Annotated in this window: 28 protein-coding genes; 20 read left to right on the top strand and 8 right to left on the bottom strand. The window is 54.6% G+C overall.

Going from position 1 to position 21854, the window contains the following annotated elements:
- Nucleotides 1-9: 9 nt before the first annotated feature.
- From WCS52_02195 to WCS52_02230, 8 genes are all read right to left on the bottom strand, one after another.
- Nucleotides 10-2112, bottom strand: coding sequence for a hypothetical protein (locus tag WCS52_02195; protein ID MEI6165981.1), 2103 nt, complete (start codon nt 2110-2112; stop codon nt 10-12).
- 7 nt (nt 2113-2119) lie between these two features.
- Entirely contained in the window at nt 2120-2767 is a 648-nt protein-coding gene (locus tag WCS52_02200) for a DUF3102 domain-containing protein (GenBank protein MEI6165982.1), read from the bottom strand.
- Between the two features lie 366 nt (nt 2768-3133).
- The gene (locus tag WCS52_02205; protein MEI6165983.1) at nt 3134-3643 is read right to left on the bottom strand and encodes a host-nuclease inhibitor Gam family protein; all 510 of its coding nucleotides are present in this window, start codon (nt 3641-3643) and stop codon (nt 3134-3136) included.
- A 13-nt stretch (nt 3644-3656) separates the two neighbouring features.
- A complete protein-coding gene (locus tag WCS52_02210; protein ID MEI6165984.1) occupies nt 3657-3986 on the bottom strand; it encodes a hypothetical protein in 330 nt (109 codons plus the stop codon).
- A gap of 100 nt (nt 3987-4086) precedes the next feature.
- Nucleotides 4087-4467 carry a hypothetical protein gene (locus WCS52_02215; GenBank protein ID MEI6165985.1) on the bottom strand — a complete coding sequence of 127 codons (381 nt, stop codon included), beginning with the start codon at nt 4465-4467 and terminating at the stop codon, nt 4087-4089.
- Nucleotides 4464-4772 carry a hypothetical protein gene (locus tag WCS52_02220; GenBank protein MEI6165986.1) on the bottom strand — a complete coding sequence of 103 codons (309 nt, stop codon included), beginning with the start codon at nt 4770-4772 and terminating at the stop codon, nt 4464-4466. The genes WCS52_02215 and WCS52_02220 overlap by 4 nt, the downstream gene beginning before the upstream one ends.
- A 2-nt stretch (nt 4773-4774) precedes the next feature.
- A complete protein-coding gene (locus WCS52_02225; protein MEI6165987.1) occupies nt 4775-4996 on the bottom strand; it encodes a hypothetical protein in 222 nt (73 codons plus the stop codon).
- Nucleotides 4993-5556: a hypothetical protein gene (locus WCS52_02230; protein ID MEI6165988.1), complete on the bottom strand. Its 564-nt coding sequence runs from the start codon at nt 5554-5556 to the stop codon at nt 4993-4995. Before WCS52_02230 ends, WCS52_02225 begins: the two co-directional genes overlap by 4 nt.
- Before the next feature lie 100 nt (nt 5557-5656).
- On the opposite strand from WCS52_02230, the gene WCS52_02235 reads away from it, so the two are divergent.
- The 20 genes from WCS52_02235 (at nt 5657) to WCS52_02330 (ending at nt 21838) form a co-directional block, all read left to right on the top strand.
- On the top strand, nt 5657-6064 hold the full coding sequence (locus WCS52_02235; protein ID MEI6165989.1) for a hypothetical protein: 408 nt from the start codon (nt 5657-5659) through the stop codon (nt 6062-6064).
- Between the two features lie 62 nt (nt 6065-6126).
- On the top strand, nt 6127-6741 hold the full coding sequence (locus WCS52_02240; GenBank protein MEI6165990.1) for a hypothetical protein: 615 nt from the start codon (nt 6127-6129) through the stop codon (nt 6739-6741).
- 517 nt (nt 6742-7258) lie between these two features.
- Nucleotides 7259-7699 carry a hypothetical protein gene (locus WCS52_02245; protein MEI6165991.1) on the top strand — a complete coding sequence of 147 codons (441 nt, stop codon included), beginning with the start codon at nt 7259-7261 and terminating at the stop codon, nt 7697-7699.
- The gene (locus tag WCS52_02250) at nt 7689-7943 is read left to right on the top strand and encodes a hypothetical protein (protein ID MEI6165992.1); all 255 of its coding nucleotides are present in this window, start codon (nt 7689-7691) and stop codon (nt 7941-7943) included. The genes WCS52_02245 and WCS52_02250 overlap by 11 nt, the downstream gene beginning before the upstream one ends.
- A gap of 2 nt (nt 7944-7945) precedes the next feature.
- Nucleotides 7946-8497: a hypothetical protein gene (locus WCS52_02255; GenBank protein MEI6165993.1), complete on the top strand. Its 552-nt coding sequence runs from the start codon at nt 7946-7948 to the stop codon at nt 8495-8497.
- Nucleotides 8494-9894 carry a terminase family protein gene (locus tag WCS52_02260; protein ID MEI6165994.1) on the top strand — a complete coding sequence of 467 codons (1401 nt, stop codon included), beginning with the start codon at nt 8494-8496 and terminating at the stop codon, nt 9892-9894. Before WCS52_02255 ends, WCS52_02260 begins: the two co-directional genes overlap by 4 nt.
- A gap of 2 nt (nt 9895-9896) precedes the next feature.
- Nucleotides 9897-11462, top strand: coding sequence for a hypothetical protein (locus WCS52_02265; GenBank protein MEI6165995.1), 1566 nt, complete (start codon nt 9897-9899; stop codon nt 11460-11462).
- Between the two features lie 164 nt (nt 11463-11626).
- Nucleotides 11627-12439 (top strand): patatin-like phospholipase family protein, encoded by an 813-nt coding sequence (locus WCS52_02270; GenBank protein MEI6165996.1) that lies wholly within the window; start codon nt 11627-11629, stop codon nt 12437-12439.
- The gene (locus WCS52_02275; GenBank protein ID MEI6165997.1) at nt 12436-13050 is read left to right on the top strand and encodes a hypothetical protein; all 615 of its coding nucleotides are present in this window, start codon (nt 12436-12438) and stop codon (nt 13048-13050) included. Before WCS52_02270 ends, WCS52_02275 begins: the two co-directional genes overlap by 4 nt.
- 151 nt (nt 13051-13201) lie before the next feature.
- Entirely contained in the window at nt 13202-13936 is a 735-nt protein-coding gene (locus tag WCS52_02280; protein ID MEI6165998.1) for a hypothetical protein, read from the top strand.
- Between the two features lie 9 nt (nt 13937-13945).
- The gene (locus tag WCS52_02285) at nt 13946-14983 is read left to right on the top strand and encodes a phage protease (GenBank protein MEI6165999.1); all 1038 of its coding nucleotides are present in this window, start codon (nt 13946-13948) and stop codon (nt 14981-14983) included.
- A 41-nt stretch (nt 14984-15024) separates the two neighbouring features.
- Nucleotides 15025-15381, top strand: a complete 357-nt coding sequence (locus WCS52_02290) for a hypothetical protein (protein MEI6166000.1) — start codon at nt 15025-15027, stop codon at nt 15379-15381.
- 46 nt (nt 15382-15427) lie between these two features.
- Nucleotides 15428-16378, top strand: a complete 951-nt coding sequence (locus tag WCS52_02295; protein ID MEI6166001.1) for a hypothetical protein — start codon at nt 15428-15430, stop codon at nt 16376-16378.
- 68 nt (nt 16379-16446) lie between these two features.
- Nucleotides 16447-16839 (top strand): hypothetical protein, encoded by a 393-nt coding sequence (locus WCS52_02300; GenBank protein ID MEI6166002.1) that lies wholly within the window; start codon nt 16447-16449, stop codon nt 16837-16839.
- Between the two features lie 26 nt (nt 16840-16865).
- Nucleotides 16866-17315 (top strand): phage protein Gp36 family protein, encoded by a 450-nt coding sequence (locus tag WCS52_02305; protein ID MEI6166003.1) that lies wholly within the window; start codon nt 16866-16868, stop codon nt 17313-17315.
- Nucleotide 17316: 1 nt separating this feature from the next.
- Nucleotides 17317-17823: a hypothetical protein gene (locus WCS52_02310; GenBank protein ID MEI6166004.1), complete on the top strand. Its 507-nt coding sequence runs from the start codon at nt 17317-17319 to the stop codon at nt 17821-17823.
- A 13-nt stretch (nt 17824-17836) separates the two neighbouring features.
- Nucleotides 17837-18793, top strand: a complete 957-nt coding sequence (locus WCS52_02315; GenBank protein ID MEI6166005.1) for a hypothetical protein — start codon at nt 17837-17839, stop codon at nt 18791-18793.
- A gap of 14 nt (nt 18794-18807) precedes the next feature.
- Nucleotides 18808-19239, top strand: coding sequence for a hypothetical protein (locus WCS52_02320; GenBank protein MEI6166006.1), 432 nt, complete (start codon nt 18808-18810; stop codon nt 19237-19239).
- Nucleotides 19236-19868, top strand: coding sequence for a hypothetical protein (locus WCS52_02325; protein ID MEI6166007.1), 633 nt, complete (start codon nt 19236-19238; stop codon nt 19866-19868). The genes WCS52_02320 and WCS52_02325 overlap by 4 nt, the downstream gene beginning before the upstream one ends.
- On the top strand, nt 19865-21838 hold the full coding sequence (locus tag WCS52_02330) for a phage tail protein (GenBank protein MEI6166008.1): 1974 nt from the start codon (nt 19865-19867) through the stop codon (nt 21836-21838). The genes WCS52_02325 and WCS52_02330 overlap by 4 nt, the downstream gene beginning before the upstream one ends.
- The last annotated feature ends 16 nt before the right edge of the window (nt 21839-21854 follow it).

Genomic DNA, 21854 nt, shown 5'->3' on the forward strand with positions numbered 1-21854 from the left:
ACTCCCTTTTTATTTTTCCGTTTTCAACAGCTCGGCAATCTCTGCCGCGCTAAATTCATCCTGTCCGGGATCCGTGACAGCCGCCGTAAAATCGCCATGCTCAGTGGCGGCCTTACGATCTCCCGCGGTGACTCGTGTATCCCTGACAGTTTCGTCCGTCTCAATCTCTGATTCCAGGACCGGCGCCCCGGACAGAATCGTCTCATTCCATTGATCATCCTCCGCCCGCTGTTCAGCCTGCCCAGCGCTGCGCCCCAGGAACGCCCGCGCCCGGGCTGCATTCGCATGGGCGGCCTGACCCATTGCCCTATGCATTCCCTGATCATCGGCCCTGCAAACCTTGTTCACACGTTCACACCGGCCGATGTACCGGCCCTTGGCATCGCAGACCAACAGGAACCTGGCGTCGAATGGATTACAGAAAGTACGGTATGATTCGTTGTTGTTGAGCAGCACCTGGTGACCCTGCGCATTCACAGCAATGCCCTGGTACCGCATGGGCTCATGACTGATAGATGAGTCCTCAAACAGAAACGCCCCGTGATCATTCAGTTTCCGCTCTTCTGACAGATCCGCCCCAATGATTTGAGGAAGTACGCTCATCGGTATTTTCACCAGTCCGGATGCCTCCCGCTCCCAGACTTCAGATGGTGACATCTTCCGGAGGCTGAAACACCCGGGCAGCTTCATCAGTGACGCCATGGCATCGGCATGATCCTTTGTCTGCATAGGGAGCGCATAGGTTGGCGTCCAGTGTGGTGAGCGGGGATCAACGCGAACCTGCCCTGTGACCAGCTGGGCGGTTTCCCAGCCTTCAAGATCGTGTTCTGTCCGACTATCCAGCCAGGCATAGATGTCTGAAAGAATGCTGGAGGCCTGGCTCATCAGCATGAAGTCCCATCGGATCATATCCAGTTTCTCGGGGCGCAACTGCAGCCCGGCGATCGCCTTGATGAGCGCCTTGTCATTCTCCGTGCGGCCGAATAATTCCTCAGGCCCATTCACCCGCTCATTGCTGCCGGTCTGACCTGGCAACATGGCCGTGGCGTTGTGAACCAGGTTGAATGAGGATTCCAGGGCGGCCTTGAAGCGGGGATTGCCACCGGCACGGCCCCGGTACCACCCGGGGAAGGCTGGTGACCCTTTGCACTTTCCCGTTTCCACATGGATCGCACCGCCGGTGCAATCGAACAGGGCCGCGGCTATGTCATCACGTACAACCGCGGTACCCGACTCACAAACCAACGTGGTCCCCGCCTTGCGGTATCCATGAAGGCTGAACATCGCTGCCAGCAAAAAGCGCATGTCCCGTTCCTGGAGGCGCTTCCGGATCCCGGTGATGTCATCCGTGGTTTCGCATTTGAGGCCGTAACAGATTTTCTTGGCACTGAATAAATCCAGGGCGGTGAGTTCCAGCAGCCGACCGGCTGGCGCTTTGAGCGTGGGCTTGACTTTGAAATCATGCCAGACATCATCCAGCATCATGTACTGTCCCGCTTCCAACCCCACCCGGGTGGTGGGGATGTGAAACGCGAATTGGGATGCGGCCTTGGCCCCGGTGTTGGCCATGGACCGCACAAACTTAGATTCCTTAACCAGTTGCAGGAAGTTGGAATAGCTCCATCCCTTGGGGATCCCATGCACATCTGCAGGCGGGCGGATCTCATACCCCGGGATGGGATAATCGGTGACACGCCATAATTCGACACAGCGCTTGTGGGCCTGTTTCAGGCAGTTCTTGCGCCCCTTGAATTGCTCAATAATCTGTTTCCACCACTGAACAGTGGCGGCCGGGATGGGCGTGTCACCATCCTCAGTCTTGTGCTGCCGATAATCCACCAGCGCCCGCCAGCCGCACACCAGTTTACCAGATGCCAATTTCTTGCCTTTTGAAACCCAGTCATACTGGCGGCGGGCCGTGGCCACACTCACCCGCATCCGCTCCGCCACCATCACCAGTGAGGGGCCAATCCCCACGCCGGCCTTTGCCGCCTCTGAAAACGCCTCTGCCCAGGACAGCACATCGGCCTTTTGACTGTCCGACAGGTTCGACCAGTCAATCGACCGATCTTCCGCTGTTGGAACCATCCCTGGTATGATGAGCGCTTTCATGATTACCTCACTTGGATTTCTTCAGGAAATCCTCCAACTCATCCGCCACACTGCGGAGCGTTTCCCACACTTCACGCAGGCGCACCTTCTCCAGGTGCCCATAGCTTTTCTTCTGACAGTTGGTGACTGTGATCCGACAGACATCCGACCAATCCTTGTTCGCCATCAACCGTTCCGCCTCAGCCCGATCCATCACCGTGGCGGGATTACCTGCACGGCCATAGGGATTATTCGCGCCGCCAGAGGTGCCATCCACTTTCGGCTTGATGATGCCGAGTTCAAGTTGCAGCTCCTGGATAGTCCGGTGATCCGTCATATCCCGAACGGCAGACAACAGGAGATCACGTTCCTTCCGCATCATCATGGATGGTGCCACCGAATTATCCATGTCTCCAAAAACCGGATACTTAGCCTCAATTACCGGTATAGCCCGGTCGGCAAGCAGCATGTATCGCTGGGATGTGCGTAGGTCGAACTTGCAGTTCTTCTCTACCCACGGCAGCCATTCGCCGTGAGGGGCTTGTTCCTTGGCTGCAAGCAGTTCCATTCCGCAGAGGACAGCGAAACGGCAGGCCTGACCATAGGCGGCTTCGGAACTGTCATGGTAGTGGTTGATGATGGGGGCGCGGTCAGCCAGGGTACGTTTCGGCACCATGGAAAGAATCTTTGCCGGCCGTCCAACAGGGCGCTTTTCGACAGATTGATTGGATGCTGCACTCATATATGGTTACCTCGCATGAATCCATTATTGACCGGGTTCCATCCCGCCGTGTGATCTGACACGAACGGTACCTGCTTCTGATATGGATCCGGTGCATTACTCAGCGGGATCCGGACGGGCTTTTGTTGCAACATCATTTTCAGATGTATCCTGAGTTTGAACTGTTCCTGCGTCTCCACAGAATTAGTAGATTCCGTTTTAATCAATATAGGGGCAGCAACGGGAAGAACCGTTTTAACCGGCGGGATGCCAGCCTTCCCGCGATTCAGATACTGCTGCAGTATGACGGGAAGGGCCATATCAAGTGACCTCCTGTTTCGGGGTGACAAAGAATGATTCGTCCTGGACAACACTGCACCCGATATCCGCCATCTCTTCTTTTGAAAACGCATCGCGGTCATCAAGCAAGGCATCCTTTGCGACCTCAACCTTGAAGCGCATGTATTTAGGGGCTATCTGCTGAACGGCGGCGGCGACCCGCTCCCATGTCCATCCTCGCAACAATTTAAGTTTCGGCTGTCCTGTCCGGTATCCCAGCTGACCATGGACCATGTCGATACTTTTACGGGCCCCAAACTCATTCGGGTGTCCATCGGCCCAGACATTCAACGATTCAAAATGACCGTCGATTTCAGCCGTGATCCCTGTAATGTGATATTCGAAATTATCCCGTGCCGATTTGAGTGCTAGATCCAACTCGGCAGCCATCATGTCGCGTCTATAACTCAACTCAGCCAGTTTCCCCAGGGCCGCCTCGGCATCCGCCCGGGTCTCCAGTACTGCGGCCAATGATTTTTTAATACGTGCCATTGGGTGATTCCTTTTAGGCGGCGACACTCTGTGCGGCCTTGTTGATGATCATGGTGTTGCGGATCAACGTTTCAACCCGCTTCTGTACCTCATGCCCGCCCACCGCATTACCGGTGATCATGATGGCCCAGCATTCATCCGGGATGATAGCCGCGGCAGCGGTCAACCGTTCGATGGTCCGGTTGATATTCAGCAAAAGCAGCTCATCGGTTGAACCATGGGGTGTTGTCTTCATATCCTTAGCCAGGCAATCACGCACCAGGGACAGTTTACCCACCGCATCACACAGGCCGCTCATGGCCGTCGCAATATCCGCACTCCGCTCTTTCAGTACCTTGTTCATTATTTTCCTTTTTTCTGTTCGATTTTATCCATTACTGCAATCAACCCAAAAACCAGCACTGTGCCGCATAACGCAAAACCGCAGGCAATCATGAGAGTCATCATGCACCCCTCTCATCTTCAAAAAGATCCAGTTGCACGGGCGGCTTGGCAAACCACTTGCCTTCCCGTTGCCAACCGTGTGCAATGGCTTTTTTTGCAACCGTCCGGGAACGCATGAACATTTTTACCGCCCGGCTCTTGAGGCTGCGCAGATAGGTGTTGAGCTGGTCGGAACTGGTGGGAATGAAGTAGCCCGCGCTGGAGGCCACCAAAGGGTAAGGGAAGTCGGGGAGCCTTAGCTCCATCATCGCTTCCGTGGTCCGCCGATTTGGCAGGCCAGCGCGGGCAGTGAGATCGTCAAGAGTGATCGCGTTCGATTCTCCCCGGGCATTATTCAGGATTCGAACAGCGGCTTTAAATTGATCAAGTGTGGCGTTCATAGTTCCTGGCTCCTTTTTTCAAAGAAACGAACGACGCTGGGGCCGGAGATCCGAAAGTAGGGTTTATCGCCGGAGCCCACATTGATGCCTTCGATCAGGCCGGCTTCACGCCAGGCGAGGACGGTCCGGCAGGAGACGTTAACGGCGGCGGCGACATCAGAGACAGACACGAAGCTACGGCTGCCGAACTGGGTGCGGATCTGACCGACCATGGTTCCGCTGGGATCGGCGGGAAGGCCGAGATCAGATTGTGCGGCCATCCTGGCCGCCAACCTGGTATATCCTGTGTCTGTTGCTGTCGCCATAATCACCCCGCCTTTTTCAGTTCATTCTTCAGCGCCGTGACGATGCGTTTACCGAGTTTCCCGGTACCAAGCCGCTTTCCGTTGATGATCTTCCAGACTTCCCGCCGCCCAAACCCCTTGGCTTCAGACCAGGCCGCGCAGCTGGTACCGCGCAGGACGAAATGGGCACGTACCACGTGTGGGTTGAAGTGCTGAGTGGGTTTGACTTTGGATGGACTCATCATTTGTTCCCTTTTTTCACTTTCTTGACACTGGCTTTAACGGTAGATTTCCGGGATGAAGACAATGAAACAGCTTTCTGATTACCTGGCCGGGAAAGTAGATATGATGCCAATGCGCCCACCACCGGATGCAGACAGACTTCCTGGGGATGCAGCGGGCATATACCGAATTTTGACGGATAGGGAAGCCGCAGGTTGTGACATGCTGGATCGCAAACTACGTAACCATGCGTCATTAGGGATTGAGCCTGACCTCGGTCGATGGGAATCATGGTTTCTTGACCACCGATGGCATTGCGCGGCTGACTGGGCACATCGGTGCGCGACATCACTTCCAGAGCCGCCGGTACTCGTACTGACCGTTTCGTATTTAGACGATAGTATTTCCGATTGGCTACTGTGCCGTCTATGGACTGAACAAAAAGAACATTGGATTCAGAACGTTGCGCTTTATTTAGCTCAGCCGCGAAATGGCTGTGGATCTGGGTCATCATCCGTTTAATAACAGTCTTATTCCGGTGCTTGGATTTCCCTGATTCTAGGTTGATTGTTTTGCTGCTCATTATTTGCTCCTTGCTTCCCGTTCCGATTGATCTATCCTTTTGAAGTGGTCGGCGTCTTTGTCGCCCTTCACTATTGCCAAGGTAACAAAAGTTTACAGACATGCAAGACGAAAGTTTACAATACGCAACGTTCTTGGCGAGCTACGACCGGTTCAAGCTGTCACTTGGGCTTAATGATGAACAGGCCGCAGAACGGATTGGTGTGTCCAGGCAGACAATCTGGAAAATCCAAAAAAGGCGACAAAAGTTAACAAAGAAGCTCTTTTTTAAACTTCAGAAAGCGGAGATTGATGCAGGAATAACACCGGCAAATACGACATCGCTGTCGTATTTGAATGACTCAAATTCCTACACGTATAGGAATTTGAACCCCCATCATTCCCCTTTAAAAAAAGTTAAAATTTCAGAATTAGAGAGAGCAGCAGCGCAACTTAGGGTAGCGATTGAAGGTATCCAGGCGGGTCTGAAAGGGCTAGAGAAAGCGATAGAGCGTCTGAAAGAAGAGTGAAATTGTTGGATTTTCGATTGAGTCCGTGTAGTAATTCTCTCAACTTCTAAGGAGGGTCACACATGAACGACAGTGAAATCAGGTTTGGGGTATTTTTTGCGATTCTGGTCTGGGGATTGTTATCCATGGTTGTTGGGTACCTGGCTGGCCAGCGCGGTAGAGGCGTGTTTGAATTTTTCCTCTTATCATTACTCATCTCTCCTTTATTGGCGTTCCTGATCATGATCGCTCTCCCGATCAAAAATCAGAATGACATGCAAAAGGTGCAATGCCCTCATTGTCATGGTCTTGTGGATAGTGGGGTGAAATGCTGCATGCACTGCAGGCGTAACATCGAATGGAGAGTTACCAGGCAGGATTTCACAGAACCCGAAATTGACATTCAAACACCTGAGCCATCACACGTTGCGGAGTTTGAAGGAACGATCATTGAATGCATGCACTGCAGAAAGATGTATTCACATCAACGTGATGACAAAGCTATATATGCTCCGTGCACCCACTGCGGAACACATAACCCTGTCAAAAAAAAGGCTTCGCCAACTCCCCAGTTTGAAGCTGACTGCCCAGAATGCGGGAAACCGTTTCCAGTGCGGCAAGGTCTTGGCATCATCGAAACCCTCTGCCCTCACTGCCAGAGCATTTTGAAGCTGGATACGGCGGCAGCGGTGGCGTGATTAATGCCTTGATAAATATGTTTTTCTACTTTTCCTGCACTGCGCATCTTGCGCCTGATTGTTGATTTGCCAATGATTTGAGTCTTCAGCATCCTTGCCCTCCTGGGGTATTGCTGAACCACGGCCTCCGCTATTGTCGGGGCATTGAAAGCAAATCAGTCAACGCGATTCAAACGCAGTGAGGTGCAACATGCAGCCCGTCCTGTAAATAGGACAACGCGCAGGAACCTTGCGATTACCCTTGACGGGGTCCCCGTCATCCAGATCCAGGGTTCCGCCTTTTCTTCCCCTGATCCCGCTATTGGTGCCCTGCTGATCGGCCTTGGCCGCTGCATCGAAGAATCAGCCCATATACCCAAAGGCGGTCCCTCATGATTTCAATCTCTTGCTGCCGTTCCAGCACCCTGCCGTTGTGCGACTCACACAACGGAGTCCCCTGTGTGATAACTTCACAGGCGCAGAAAGGCGGGGGAGTCATTACCCCCCGCCCTGGACTCACCTTTTTCAAGGGAGGTCTATGAACGAAGCTGCGAATATCGGTCAATGGGTGATGGCAGCTTCCAGCGTGGGTACGTTGCTGGTAGTGATGCTGAAACTTTCTGGCCGCTCTGAAAAACGGGAGATCACACCCAGTCCGCTGATCGTCAAGCCGGAACCTGAATACGCGTCAAAGGACCATATTCATCACCAGTACATCACGAAGGAAGATTGCCGTGCTGCACATGTCCAGGCGAATCAGTCGGAGAGCAGCAAGCTCGAAGCGATCCAACGCCAACTTGATCACCTGGGGAATACGCTCACCAACACACTGAATCAGCATAATCAGCAGGCAGAGGAGCGGGCGGTAAAGTTTCATGCCAGGATAGACCCCATCGCCACAATCGCCCAGTCCACTTCCGACCGTCTTGAAGATCACTTCAGAGATCACCGCACCGGGAGGGTTCCAAATGCCAATTGATCTGACACTGGTTAAGACAGCACTCAAGGTGCTTTCCAACAATGCCAACCGCGACAATCTCACAGAGGAGCTGGTCGGGGTGGATATCGAGACGATCATCCGCCGGCCCCTGGCTGCTCACCAGATCCGCGACGCCCTGATGGAATGCCAGCGGCACGACTGGGCGGCTGAAGGCCAGGATGATTTCGGGATTCCCACATGGAGCATCACCCCGGGCGGTGAGGCGAAACTCAAGGCGTTTTAATCATGACTGACGATCGCAAACGAAGAACCGATTCATGGGATGCGAGCCTCACAGAGGCCCAGCAGGCGCAGGTGTTTGACCGGATGCGCCGGTTCCCCTGGTACGCGGTATCCAAGTGGATCGCCGAGGAGTTCAATATCGATGCCCCCAGCCGCGCCGGCCTTTACCGGTTCCGGGACTGGTTCGCGGACCATGAATCCGAATACCTGCTGCTGCAGCGGATTAAAGACCGGGATTCCCTTGAGCGGGAATTGACCGCCGCCGGGGCCACGGATCCGCAGGCGCTCTCCAAAGCCCTGGGCAATGACGTGGTGGCCGCCCGGGCGCGTGGTGATGATCAGGCCGTTGAGCGGGCCGTCCGGCTTTATACCTCAGTTTGCAAGGTGGCGGGAGGCACTGAAGATCTAAAGATCAAGCTGCGCCGGCTGGAACTGCTTGAGGATAATGCCGCCAAGGCCAAGGCGACATTGGCAGCAGCCGCGGGAGCTGCGGGCAAGGGCGGGATTACCCCGGAAACACTGAAGGCGGTTGAGGAGGCCCTGAACCTGCTATGACGCCTTCACCCAGCCAACCTAAATTCTTCATGCCCTACCAGAAACGGTGGATTGAAGATGATTCCCGCCTCAAGATCATGGAGAAGTCCCGCCAGATCGGCATGAGTTGGTCAACGGCCTACTCGGCCGTGCGCCGGGCTTCCCCGGTAGAAGCCAGGTTGGATGTGTGGGTCTCTTCCCGTGATGATGTCCAGGCAAAGCTGTTTCTGCAGGACTGCAAGGCATGGGCGGCCGTCCTGAAACTGGCTTCCAAAGACCTGGGTGACCAGATCATCGGTGATGACGGGAAGGGAAGCGCCAGCGTATTGGAGTTCGCCAATGGCCGCCGGATCTATAGCCTGTCGAGCAACCCCAATGCGCTGGCGGGAAAGCGCGGGCACGTTATCCTGGATGAGTTCGCCCTGCACAAGGACCAGAGGACCCTGTACCGAGTGGCCAAGCCCGTTACGCAATGGGGCGGCCAACTGGAGATCATCTCCACCCACAGGGGAGCCGGGACCGTGTTCAACGAACTCATCCGGGGCATTGCTGAAAAGGGGAACCCGATGGGATTCAGCCATCACAAGATTACCCTGGCTGACGCCGTTGAGGCCGGACTGGTTGAAAAGATCAACACAAAGTCTGGTGGCAATGAGACCCGGGACGCGTTCATGGCCCGCACGAAGGCAGAGTGTATCGACGAAGAACAGTGGCAGCAGGAATACTGCTGCATCCCGGCAGATGACTCCAGCGCCTTCATCAGTTACGAAATGATTTCCGGTGTCGAATATGCCGCAGGTGAGGCGTGGGAATGGACCTTTGATCAATTCCAGGACTGCAAACATGAGCTGTACGCCGGTGTGGATATCGGGCGTGATAATGACCTGACCGCCTGCTGGATATTTCAAAAGGTGTCCGGCGTCTATTTCCTCCGCAAGCGCATTGAGCTCCAGGCAGTGTGTTTTTCCGACCAGGAGGCCAACGTCTATCCCTATTTCGGTCTGCCCCAGATGCGCCGGGTATGCATCGATCAAACCGGTATCGGGCGGCAGTTCGTGGAACGTGCCCAGGAACGGTTCGGTACCTACAAGGTTGAGGGGATTGCCTTCACGAACAGCAGCAAGGAGGCCATGGCCTACCCGGTGAGAGCCGCGTTTGAAGATAAAACGCTCAGGCTTCCTGCTGATCCCCTTATTGCGGCCGATCTGCGGGCCATCAAAAAAGAGACGACGGCGGCGGGAAACATCCGGTTTACGGCCGACCGTAGCAAGAGTGGCCACAGCGACCGGTTCTGGGCTCTGGCCCTGGCACTGCATGCCGGGAAACAGACGGGCAGTGATTTCAAACCAGTCACTTTCGATACCGCCGTGAGCCTGGCAATCAACAGCCGCCGCAGCCTGGCAATGGTGGGAGCATAATCATGAAGAGCACAACCAAAACCAAATCTTCCAGGAAGGCTGCGGGCCTGACGGTAACCGGCAACCCTGCAGAGCAATTTGACCGGTGGCGTCAACAGTTCAATCCGTTACGCGGCCTGACCATCGCCCGGGCGGTATCCATGTTCGAAGCGGCCCAGCGTGGTGATTATTCCGACATCCAGTGGGCCTACCGGTTCATTGAACGGCGTGATGAGGATCTGATAGCACTGATTGAACGGCGCGTGAACGTCATCACGCAAATGGACTGGAACGTCAAGATCGTCGATGAAAAGGCCTCAGCCAAACGTGGGATCACCCTGGATGATACGTTGGCCAAAGCCCAGGCGCAGGTGCTGCTGGCGGCATATAATCGCATTACCAATCTCTATGAGGCGATCGAACATATGTCGATGGCGGCATTCAGGGAGTTTTCAATCTGCCAGTTTCAGGCAGGCGATCAGGTAGCCCTCCCGGGAGAGGCCACACACATCGAATGCCTGAATCAGTGGAACATTGCCCGGGACGGTATGCACGGGGACTGGTACTGGAACCAGGCTGCCAAGCAAACGACCGCGATTAGCCTGGGAGCAGAAAACAAGATCGATACCCGCTTTACCCTGATACGGGAGTGGCCCCGGCCGCTGGATGAAATCGGACTCCTGAAGTTCATCCGCTCAAACCTGAGCCGCAAGAACTGGGATGCGTTTGTTGAGATCTATGGGATCCCCGGCTGGATCGTGATCATGCCGCAGAACGTGCCACCCGGTAAAGAGGCCGAATATATGGCGGCGGCCCAGTCGATTGCCGAGGGCCGCCCGGGGGCGCTGCCGTTTGGAAGCGATGCCAAATGCGCCGACCAGGCCAGGGGAACGAATCCATTCCGTGATGCCATGCAGTATCTAAGCGAAAAGCTTGTCCTGGCTGGAACGGGTGGCTTGCTGACCATGCTCACAGAGTCCGGATCCGGGACATTGGCCGGGTCGGCCCACATGGAGGCCTTCAACATCGTCGCCCGGGGTGAGGCGCGTAAGATCAGTGAACTCTTCCAGGCGCAGTTTGATGCCGTTGTCCTGGAGGCGGCTTTCCCTGGTCAACCGAAACTTGCCTATTTCGAGTTGGCCGCCAATGAAGAGCAGGATGTCGGCGAGATCCTGGACCATGCCGTTAAGATTAAGAATGCCGGTGGGCAGGTGGACTGGGTGCAGCTCTCCGAAAAAACAGGCTACACCATCACCGCCGCTCCCCAGTTGCCCACTCCGGCCCCGGTAATGCCAGGCATTGGCTTCCAACTCCCCAACCGCCGCTCACCGGCGATGGTCTTTTCCCTGCGCAATACCGCCTTCAGCAAAGCCGTTGCAGCGGACTTGGAGCCTATCCGCAAACGGTTTGAGGCGGCCCTTGCACTGCCGGATGCCGAAATGATGGCAGCCATTGAAGCGTTAAAAGGGGAACTGCCGGAACTTTTGAAGGAGATCAATACGGATCCGGAATCCGCCAAGATCATGGCCGTTGAACTACAGGCGGCGCTTGAGGCGGGAATGAAGGCCCAACAGGGGGGATCCAAATGATCTGGAACGCTGAAACGAGATTTTACCCGAAAAGGGGTCTGGAATGCCCTACACGCCGTTCAGGGGTATCCACATACGGACCCACCCCCGTTAACCGAATTGCAATGGGTTTCCGCGCGAATGCAATGGCATGTGGTGAAACCCCATCGGAGAAATGACCAATTATGAGTTACCAAGCTAAAAAAGTGTTGTTTGTGATGTCGGGTGGCGGGATGCCGGGCTTGGACATCCATGCGGGGATCTGGTTGGCCCTGGAAGATATGGGCATCCAGGCCACAGAGATATCCGGGACAAGTGCCGGGGCAATCGTGGGGTCTATGAATGCCTGTGGCTGGTCAGCTGCTGCCGGTGTCGAATATCTGCAATTTCACAAGGATGATGATGTCCGGCATGAGCGGCCTTTCTGGAAACTCCGTTTCCCCTGGCTGGAGTCTATCCATGACAATGACCGTATCATGTGTGTGCTGAACGGCTTCCTGCCGACGTCATGGAATATGATACGCAAGCCATTCTCCGCCTGGGCCTGCAACAAGCGCACGGGTGAAAAGGTGAACGTGGCCCGTCCTGAGTTGGCAAACTCTCCGGCGATGGCGGTACTGGCCTCCATGTCAATCTGTGGTCTGTTCCCGTCTGTCCCCTTGCTGGATGGCGAGGATTACATTGATGGCGGATACCGGTTCAATCTGCCTCTGCCCTCCAACTGGCATGACTTCGATGAGGTTTATCTGCTGATCGGCAAGCCGCGTCCGCACGATTACAAAGGGACCGGGATCATCAGCAACATGATCCGCAATGCGAATCTCCTGATGTTGGATCAGATCGCGGATGTCCTGGATGAGACCATGGGTGACCCAAAGGTCAAAGTCATCTGGCCAATCATGGGCGGCGAAAACTCCATGCTGAGATTCGATCACAGGCTTATTGAGCAGGCGTATGACTGGACAGTTAAACACATGAACAAGGAGATCGGACTATGAACGGATTGATTCGATGGGTGCAGAAGTATGAACAGAGCGGATTGACACTGGTTGCCAACAAAGTTGTGTTGGGCCTTATCCGGCACATGCTCACGATCGGTGGAGGCTTTTTCATCAACCAGGGCGTGATGGACAACAACGAGCAGGAGACGGCGATCGCCGCCATCATCACGTTGATTGGTGTGGCCTGGAGCGTACTGGTGAAGATGAGCGCCAAACAAAAGGCAGAGGGAAGCGAAATCCAAAGCAAAAGCGGAGAAATCGTATTGGCCCTTCTGGTTGGGGTTTCGGTGATTGCGGCGGGGTTGTCATGGATCACGACCTCACACAATGCCCAATTGGCCGTTGAGCAACGTGAAGGAAAAATGTATGCGGGCGTGCGCAGTTCATTTGGCCCTGGCGTCGTAGGCGCGGTTTCTGCAAGCCCGGGCGCATCACTTGCCACGATAGCTGCTGGCGTGGCCGCCGGGTACGCCGCCAATCAAAGCAGTGGCGGGAGCAAGGATAAACCCTCTGTCAGCGTCAATGGTAACGGCAACAATGTGAACTACAACGGCAGCAGCGGGACACAGAACACCAGTACGGACAACTCCACAAAGACAGGTCCCTGAATATGAAGCACTTTTTACCTATCCTGGCATTTGCCGCTTTAGTCTTGACGCTCGCTGGCTGCAATACGCCATCCGCGGCAACTAACTGGCCCTACCAAGGTCCGCCGATGGTTGGAACAAATACAATCCCCGCGCCGAAATGGTGAACACTATGAATAAAAACTGGTGGCAGGAAAAAGAGTGGAAGGGTGTAAAAAATGTGGCTCCTCGCGCTCCCCGGCGTATGGCCGCAGAACCGTTCCGGCCGTGCGTGCCGTTTACATGGGTGCCGTGGTGTGTCCCTTCCGAAAACCAGAATGGGCCGTCTTGCGCTGGGCACGCGGTGGGAAACTTCAAGGAAATTATGCTTCGCAGGTTCGTGGGCATGGACACCTTGAAGACGTTTAAACAGATTGACGGTGACGCCATTTGGTTTCGTGCCAGGAAGATGTTCTATGGCGGAAACATGGATGGAGGGCTTTACATCGGGGAAGCATTCTCCGCCGCAGAGGATATGGGGATATTTGCCCCGGGATCCATGTTGCTGACCCTTCCGCGCAGTGAGTCCATGTACTCGCCGCAGTTTGAAAAAACCCCATTCATCGATGGGCGTGATGTCAGCGGATGGGTTAATCATGGGACGAGCCCCGATAATGGTCAGGTTTATGAGGGACCTGGATCAGATGGAACCGCCGGGCACGCGACCATAGATGTCTCACGCGATACGAAAGCTGCATATAACTACTGGCAGGATCAAAATTCGTGGAGTCCGAAATTTGGCTGGAACGGTTTGTTCATCATGTCCGAACAGTATGACGACCTGACGGGTTTGGAGGATGTTAAGTACTACGTCCAGGAGCCTGAAGGCTGGGAGCAGTGGACCGGCTGGAAAAAGTGGGTCATCTAGGAATCCAAAATGAAACCAATCCTGAATAAAAACTTCGAACTGCCCACTGATGGATGGTTCCAGATCATTCCCCGGGGAATCTTCCCGCATCCCTCAGGCGATAAGCAATTGATCGATGAAACCGCCTGCCAGGCCATTGTCAACCGATTCAAGTCTGATGCCGCGGCTGATAACTTTGGCGGGATCCTGGTTGACTACGATCACTTCAGCCTGGATACCGATAAGCCATCGGAGGCAGCCGGCTGGATCATGGACCTTGAGAACCGCACGGATGGCGTCTATGCGCAGATCCGCTGGGCCGGCGATGGTGAGGCGAAAGTCAAGAGCGGGGCCTATCGTTACGTCTCACCCGTCTGGAACCGGGCGGACTGCGTGACGGTTGACGGGGCGCTGCGCCCCATGCGGTTGTCTACGGTCGCCCTCACCAATGATCCGAACATCAAGGTCACCAAGCCACTATCGAACCGCTCAACTGAGCCTGCACCGGCAGATACCGGGACAAAAGACAAACCCGGCAACCCCGGGGGAGAGGAGTCCACTATGGACTACAAAGCCGAGCTCCTGGCACTGCTGGGGCTCCCGGCCGAGGCGACGGATCAGCAGATCGCCGACGCAAAGGCCGCCAAGGCATGCGAGATGCAAAACGCATGCAATGAAAAGGACGCGATGAAGAATCGCGCCGTAACAGCCGAGACCAAACTCCTCGATTACGAGAAGGCGGCTTTAATCGTTCAGGTTGATAAAGACCTGGATGAGCATAAGGACGTGATCGCAAATCGCGAAGAGGTCAAGGCCCAGCTGCTGGTTAATCGCGAAGGGACGTTGAAGATCATCAAGTCCATGCGTAAGCCGGAAGTCATGCCCGCCGCACTTCGTAACCGTGATGGGGGAGCCCCCACCGCAGAGCAGTTGGCCAAAGCGGCTGAACTGGCCACTGAACGTGACCTGTTCATCAAAGAAGTAAAGTTGAAGAACCGCTGCAGCACCAATGCACAGGCTTGGCAGTTGGCGGCAACGTTGAAACCCGAATTGTTCAAGAACAAGTAATCACACAGCGAAGATTCGCTGGAAAAAAGAAAAAGAAAACCATGCATATTATCTCTCTCCCCAACAAAAGCGCCGTGGATCTGTCCGCAAAGGACGGCTATGCGGTCAAGTTTGATACCGATGGCATCAACGTTTGTGGCGCTGCCACGGACCGCGTTGTTGGTGTCATTACCCACGGCGATATCGCCGGTGGCATCAGTGGCGTCTGCGTTCAAGGTCCCTGTCCCGCCGTGCTTGGCGGTACTGTTCTTGCCGGACAGCATGTAACCCCCGCCGCAGATGGCCGGGTGATTGCGACCGGGGCCGGTTCGCAGGATTTCGGCATCGCTGTCGAGGGCGGCGTTGCTAATGACCGGGTCAAAATCATTGTTCTGGGAGCTCCCAAAACGAACGCCTAAGCATTTAAACCAGCAACAACATCAAAAGAGAAAATAGGAAAATAACATGACACGTCCTAATAGTGCAATTGTTCGCGCCGACCTGACCGCGTATGCGTTCGGGCTCACCCAGGATATCGTGGCGGTCCGCCGCATCATCGATCTCCTGGCTCCCACGGTTCCCACCGGTGGTACGTCCGGGCTTTATAACATCTTCGAGGATAAGCAGGCGTTCAAGGCGTATTCCGCGTCTGTTTCGCGCCGCGCAGTCGGTGCCCAGGCATCGGCGATCGAGTTTCTGGGGAGCACGGCGAATTACAACGCCGCACCGTCCGGATTGCGGATCTCGATTGACGATTTCGAGCGGGCGCAGGCTGGTGGAAACACTGCGTTGCTCGAACAGGCCAAGACGCGGACATTGACCGTGAATTGCCTGGTATCGCATTTGAGCCAGGTTCTATCGGTTATCAAGGGAGCCGTTGCGGCGACCGCTGGGCTGGGCAAATGGAATGAGGCCAATGTGGATCCGATCGCCGAACTCAATGCATTGATCAAGGCGGTCTGGAAATCCAGTGGCATTGTGCCGAACACCATTGCGATGGATTTCGGTGCCTGGTGCGTATTGGCCAGCAACCCGAAGATCCTCGACCGCATGCCTGGGGCGGATATCGCCGCGGTGACACCGGATCGCCTGAAAGCCATGTTCGTTAACCCGAACATCAGGATTGAGATCGTGGAGACCTCGGTTTTGGCTGGTGGCGGGCTCGGCAATGCCGGTGCAACCATTCAGGGTGCCCTGGGCGGATCCGTGCTGGCGTTCTTCAACAGCCCCACGGCGACGGTGTACGACCCGTCCTTTGCGAAGTGCTTCGCGCCCAGCGCGTCCCTCTTTACCGAGGTTTATGGGTACCGGCAGGAGCCGCATCTGGATTGGCTTGAAAACGACTGGACCAGCGACGTTCAGGTTATCTCAAGCAAACTGTGCAAGCGCCTGGACGTTGTAGACGCGAACGACTGATCAACCGCGATGGCCGGGCACGGTGAGTGCCCGGCCGTTGCATAAAAGCATTTTGAAAGGAATATATCGTGAAAAGTCTCAAGTTTATTGTTTCCCTGGTCTTGTTGGTTATCGTCATGTCTGCCGCCGCTTATGCCGCGTCAGTCTATGACCGCTCCGTCCAATCTCTGGGTACCACCACCGGTTCGGCTGTGTGGACCAATACCTGGAAGTATTCCGCGGTGGAGCTGAAACGGATCTGGGTTGTCAACCCGCTGGTTGCCTCAAACAACGTGGCGATCTCCCGGATCAGTGCCGACAACGTCTATACCCAGACCGTGGGAACTGTGGCGGTCTTGTCGAGTGCAGGTAACACCGCCAGTTTTACGGCCGGGTTCCTGAAGTATGGCGACAAACTCTTGTTTTCGTCCGACATTTCAACCGGATCGACTGTGATGGTTGAGTACGAAGTTCAGCAGTAATCAGACGCAACACAGGAGTTTTTGCAATGGCCTGGAACACAATTACAACCGACGATATCAAGTCACGCCTGGCAGGTGCCGAGCTCAATGCGCTTCAAACCGCTGCTTTGGCTGATGGCCAGACTGATCCTACGCCGGAGATTGTGAACCAGGTCATTGATGAGGTCCGCGGCTATGTTGCCGCAGCCGGCGTTACCCTGGGCTCAGAGGGAACCATCCCGTCTAAACTCAAAGGGGCCACGCTCAATCTGATCCGGTACCGGCTATGCTCCAGACTTCCCGTTGCCAGCCTCCTTACGGATGCCAGGATCAAGGAATATGATGATGCCTTGCGCCTGCTTGAGCAGGTTGCTGCCAAAAAGTTCGCAGTCGAGGAGCCCACGGTTGCCGCCCCGGAACAGGCCGGCGCATCCTCCCCGCGGTTCAATGATTCCAAAGTCCTGGTATACAGCCCTGAAAATCAGGAGGGCATCTGACATGCCGATCACGTTCGAAATAGAGAACATCGTCACTGACCTGCAGAACGCCATCCGTTCACAATTGACTGATGACACCTGGTTCAGTGGCATCGATGTTTTCACGCCCGATGACATGTCCGCCGAAGGCACAAATAAGACCCCATCGGATATTGAGCAGCGCATCAATCAATCCCTGGGATCGCTCAAGGGCGTCTGCATGATCGTGGTGTTGCCTGTTTTCGGATCAGTTGCTTCTGATTCCCCTGGCATTTTCAGTGATAATGTTCCCGTCCTGGTACGCATCATTGAGAATCCCCTGATAAACAGGGGTGCGAATGGAACACAGAAGACCGCCTCAATGATTGCCACCCGGGTGATGAGACGCTTGCAGCACTTCACCTACCGCGAATGTGTGATTGTTATCAAGACAGCCAAACGCATAGCGGACGATAATTCACTCATCTGGGATGTCTCCGCACAGACTTCCCTTAATCTTCCAGCCCTTGAAATAACCCAAACCCCGTAATCAGGAGATCCCCATGCCTATCAGCAGAACAGATGCCAGTATCATTCGCGGCCCAGCCATCCTCACCTATAACAGCGTAACGCTCTACGCCAAGGATGACATCAAAGTCAAAACCAGGTTCGATTTATTCGATATCCCCGCCTCTGGTTATGGCGCAATCGATCAGCGCATCAAACAGGTTGTGACTGAAATCACCTTCACCCCGCATGGCGAAGTCTCCAGCGGGATCCTGGGCGTGCTCTTTCCTCACGCCTCGGCCGTAACAGGTGCATCCGCCATGCCGGCCACTGATAAAGACCTGGTGATCCATCCCTACAACGGCAAGGAGAAATGCACCTACAAGAATGCATTTGTGAGCAAAATGCCTGATCTTTCCCTGGGAGCCACCAAGACGGCATTCGGCCAGGTAACCTTTACCGCCATTGGCACCAACAATGCCGCCTGGTCTGTGGCGGAACACTTCTCGGCCGTTGCAGACGCCGCGTTCAGTGACACCGGCCTTGCGGCAACAGGCGTCAAGACTGTGCCCTATACGGCCGCCCTGGGTGCCTTGGGTACCCCGTGGAATGGCATCAAGACGAAATCCGGGTGGACAATTTCCTTTGATGTGGGTGTTGACCCGCAGGAAGAGGATTCAGTAGGGATCTTTGACCACATCTATAATGGCCAGGCGAAGATCTCGGCCAAGTGTAATCCCATCGGCATTACTGTAACCAACCTGCATGCCCTGATGGCGACCTTCCAGGGGGCCGGAGCCGCCCGGGGCGCATCCGCTACGGCGAACAAGGCCAACCTGGTGATCTCAGGCGGGTCAGGCGCACCCACCGTGACCCTCAACGGCATGATCCTCACCGATGCACCCCACCGCTACGGCACCGGCGATCGCGTTGAGGAACTTGATTTGATGAGCGTGCGGGGCGTTACCCTGGGCGTGCTGGATGCCCTTTTCACGATTGGCATGGTCGCCTGATCGCGTGAATCCAAATGCGCATCACCATCAAAGAGTTATCAGACGCCGGCGCCAACCTTGGGGAAACCATCCTTTGCGATGGCGTCGCCAAGGGTAAAAATCTTTGGCGAGGACCGGGCGGTCTCACTATCGACGGTAAAATCACGGCGCAGATTCAACCATTTCTCCGGGCGGTATCAGTCAAAGTCTGGAATCGAAAGAACCATTGCATCTCAGTTTCGTTCCGGTGCGATCGCGAGTGCGACACGGTTCAGGCAGCAGAGGCGTTCATTGTTCAGTTTTATGCCACCTGCAAACGGAGCAGCCAGGTAGTGATATCAACGTCTACAGATGCGGGAACATCGCAGATCAAGATCAATAACGCCGTTCTTGAAGACATTAAACTCACGCACATCGGTATCCTTGTGCGGGCCGAGTTCAGCATTGTTGGAGGCTCAATATCATGACGACGTTCGCAAGGCATCGCATCCGGATCGCGCCGGATGCTAAATCACACACACCGGTTATTGATCTGGTTTCCGGCAGCACGGCGCTGATCTGGCGGGGGACCTCCCTGCAGGTTGAGGTGGGGCTTTTAGTCAACGGGGTACTGCAGGCTGACATCAGCAATATTGCACACCTTTACCTGGAGATTCACAACGGATCCCGTTCAGGCGGGGCATTATTGCGAAAAGAACTGCTTCTCGCGGATCTGCATGGCACCTTAACCGCTGAAGAATGGGCATCCGGGACGGCAGATAAATATCACGCCTTATTCGAGCTTTCCAAGGCGGAGACTCAACTCCCGCTTTCGGGCGATAATACGTTGCAGCAGAAGCAAACGTTCTGGCTGGTGATTCATGCAGTGACCACAGATGCCACATCCCGAAACATTACCTGGGGCGGCTGCAATCTGGAAGTTGAAGAGGATGCCGTTCAGAATGATCTGGACGTTGTCCCGATGGCAGCCCCCACGTTCCGGATCTCAGACGGTGATATTCAGCTCTATAACCGGACCACGTCGAAATTTTACCCCATCTGGATTGAAGGGGCTGAAGGCGTCGAGCAAATCAAACATGGAGCGGGGCAATCATGAGGAAGTATTCGAAATTCGTTATTTTGGTGGGGATCTTGGCGTTTGTGCTGATGTTCTTCCTGGCGTTTCCTGGATATTCCAGCACCAATAATCTTCCAGCGGCGGTGGGCGGAACGGTTATGGTCAATTCAAACGGGCTGGTATCGGCACCTTCCGGCTTTTACGCCAGCAACGGACTCGCCCTGGATAACCCGCCTGTCCTGATATTTGACGAAACGTTTGAGGGATGGGGTACTGCTGATGGCATGACCTGGACCAATGGCACAGGTTGGACATCGACGGCCGAGGTCACGAATGGGATTTGCAATCTGGAAACCCATAACCTGCTCTCTCCCTGGATAACCGGGCGGGGTATCTCCGGGATCTCTGTGACCTGGTCAAACCTGGTTGAACTTGCCGGAGTCGTTGAGTACACAACCAACGATGCGGACTGGGTGCAACTCGATACGCTATCGGACATCAGGATCTCATCGGATGGATATCGATTGCGCGTGTCGGTCGTAGAGAGCGTGCCAGGCATTGGGGATTCGATAGCCCTGCTTGATCGTTTGACCGTGTGGGGGCATCAGTTCCCAACACGGATTGGGGGGATAAATGACTATGCCGGGATAGCAATCCGGGTGGATAACCCTGTTGGAAACCGTGATGCAGTCAATCTGCAAACCCTAAACAGCCGGCTTGCAGCGTACATTGCTGGCGGCGAATCCGCCGTGGGTTGGAGTAGATACCCGGCCAGTAACATAGTCGATTTGGCTGGAAATACCCTTCAGTTGGATCCTCGTTACAGCATTTCCGTTGTCGGGGATACCATCTCCTTCACATGCGGTGGTTCTACGATGTTCGATATTACCGGCTCATCGAATTACACACCCAGGATTGTTTCATTCAGGGTTTCTGGCTCTAATCTGATGGCCGGTGTTGTTGGCCGGATTGGATGGAGGCTGTATCCTCAATGGACAGCAGACCTGATAACCCCGAACTGGATAACGCTTGGAACAAATCAATTCAGCAGCACATATCCCTTTGTCACAAATGGCATATTGTCTCTCTCCTGGAATACAGGAACCAATTCAACAGAGTACTGGCGCATCATTGCCGACGACGAAACCGGCGGAACCAATGGTAATGGGATGGCTCAGTTTTATGTTCCGGTGAATATCCCTGCATTATTCGTCAATGGCCACGAGGTGTCACCATACTCCGCCACCTGGGCAAGCAACGCAGACTATTCTGTGTCTTCTGGAACATCAGAATTTTCAGCTGTATCAGGCTATGCCGCGGCTGCGGGAACATCAGTGATTTCGAGCAATTCACTCACTGCCGGATTTGCCACGGCCGCTGGCAATGCATCCACCGCCGCGTATGCTGCAGATGGCGCGCACGCTCAACGATCAGACTCATCTGGAATAGCAGGCTATTCCACAAATGCAGGTAATAGCGCATCGGCAGGATATGCGACGAATGCAGGGTACGCCGAAGTGGCAGGCTACGCAGCCAATAGCGCTTCATCCATACCCGCCGGAACTATCATACAGTTCGGTGGCACTAATCCTCCCACAGGATTTCTCTTATGTGATGGAAGTGCTGTGAGCACAAACACCTATCAAGTCTTGTTTAATGCCATTGGAAGGCAGTGGGGTGGATCTGGAACTAATTTCAATGTTCCTGATTTGAGGGGACAATTCTTAAGGGGATGGGCAGGAACTTCGACAAATTCAATAGACCCAGATGTATATTCAAGAACTGCGCTTTATTCTGGTGGAGCAACTTCTAATAAGGTTGGATCATATCAATCATCAGCTAATCTGGCCCATACCCATAGTTACGATAACTCATCATCTCAAAGTAGTTCATCTTCTGGTTCAGGAGGTAATTTCCAAATGGGTGCTTTTAGTAGCGGAACGTCATCTTCAGGTGGTTTAGAGTCCCGCCCCAAAAATGCCTATGTCATGTACTGCATTAAATACTGATCCATCACCCATGGTA

The sequence above is a fragment of the bacterium genome (assembly GCA_037128595.1).
GTDB lineage: Bacteria > Verrucomicrobiota > Kiritimatiellia > CAIKKV01 > CAITUY01 > JAABPW01.